The following is a 1656-nucleotide window of genomic DNA, read 5'->3' on the forward strand; positions in this document are numbered from 1 at the left end:
TGATCATCAGGAGTACCATTGTCATCTACTACTGCACTACCATTACTGGGATCACTAATAACAGTTAGAGTGCTGTCTCCCTCAGTATCGCTGTCATTATCTAAGACGTTAATCTTAACGGTTGTATCTTCAGTGGTTGTGGCGGTATCATCTACTGCTACCGGGAGTTCGTTGGTCAGGTTGAACTCCATATAGTCAAATCGGATGAATTCATCACCATCAGTAGTACCTTTAACCTCGATCAGGTCTCCATTACGGATAAACGTGCTGGAGCTAATCTGCAAAGGGACGAAAGTGGAGGCTTCGGGGATACCGCTAGCAGTAGAGGAAGGATTATTAAGAGTGATTGTGGGAAAGACGGTACTGCCAATCCTGACATCGACGGTGCTTTCTCCATCTATTTCGTCAAAGATGCCAATGATTACTTCATAGCTACCAGTGGGCTGATTAAAGCTTGTGCTAGCAGTACCAGGGGGGAAAGCAGTATTAGTAACAGGATCAAATAGACTGATTAGTGCGCCCCCGGAGGCATCAGGATTAGCAGTAGTTACAAAGTTAGTTATATTAGAAAAATTTTCGGCTTCAATTCTCGTCATAGTCTTGTAGTCTCCAACCTTTATCTGTGTTTAAAGCTATGGTAATTTTAGTTGGTAATTTTGGGCAGCAAGTAATACGCTAGCAAGTTGATATCCACTCAATCCCCATGATCCCGATACCCTTTACAGAGTCATGGGCAAGAATAGACTACTATGCTAAACCTTCACAAAAGCACCGATTATTACAGCTAATGAAAAATATGATCAATCTGCCGCTGTATTAGTTACAGGGTTTTGATTTTTCGTTTTTCAAAACCTATCTAAATGACGTAGATGCTCCACCAAAATTCTTTTGCTGACATAGTCTCAGAACTATACTATAGTCTTCCCCCAAGAGCTTGAGTTTTTGCGGTCAAACAATCCTTTATTCATTGATGACATAAATTGGGTACTATGTCACCATGGAATGTAGTAATTTTATCAAAACTTTATCCTATTGTTACGGATATGAAAATTGGTCAATATTTTCTCTGACTAGAGAATAATTAATGCGATCGCGCTGCAGGTAGAGAATAGGAAACAGGGAATAGGGAACTTCTGATCAGGGAAAGAGAGGGAGGTGTGGGAGGTGTGGGAAGTGTGGGAGGTGTGGGAAGTGTGGGGAGAGGGAGGTGTGGGGAGATGGGGAGATGGGGAGATGGGGAGAGGGAGGTGTGGGGAGATGGGGAGATGGGGAGATGGGGAGATGGGGATTCAGATCAGCAACTGGCTCTCCAAAACCGCGCTACCTCGCTGCATTCTTTCGTCCCTTGAATTTGTAAACACCATTATACCAATTCCTATAATTCTACGGGTATAAACAATACCGAAAATCGACTTTATATATACTTTAATATAACTATTATGATTTTTTTTATAGCTTTTATCATAGTCATGAGGTACAGAGTTTTTTACCTATTCCCTATTCCCTATTCCCAGAGCCGCTGTTCCCTGTTCCCTATTCCCTATTCCCTATTCCCTATTCCCTATTCCCTATTCCCTATTCCCTATTCCCTATTCCCTATTCCCTATTCCCTATTCCCTATTCCCTATTCCCTATTCCCTATTCCCTATTCCCTAT

General features: G+C 42.1%; 2 protein-coding genes and 1 pseudogene. 2 read left to right on the top strand and 1 reads right to left on the bottom strand.

The window, feature by feature from the left end:
* Positions 1-596, bottom strand: a 596-nt coding sequence (locus F6J94_RS33680; protein WP_293048259.1) for an Ig-like domain-containing protein, incomplete at its 3' end; no start/stop codon positions are given.
* Positions 597-1164: 568 nt separating this feature from the next.
* On the opposite strand from F6J94_RS33680, the gene F6J94_RS33685 reads away from it, so the two are divergent.
* Together F6J94_RS33685 and F6J94_RS33690 are read left to right on the top strand one after the other, a co-directional pair.
* Positions 1165-1395: a hypothetical protein gene (locus F6J94_RS33685; RefSeq protein WP_293048261.1), complete on the top strand. Its 231-nt coding sequence runs from the start codon at positions 1165-1167 to the stop codon at positions 1393-1395.
* Between the two features lie 74 nt (positions 1396-1469).
* Positions 1470-1656: pseudogene (locus tag F6J94_RS33690) on the top strand (hypothetical protein); the annotation flags it as partial.

This window comes from Moorena sp. SIO1F2 (assembly GCF_010672755.1).
Classification (GTDB): domain Bacteria; phylum Cyanobacteriota; class Cyanobacteriia; order Cyanobacteriales; family Coleofasciculaceae; genus Moorena.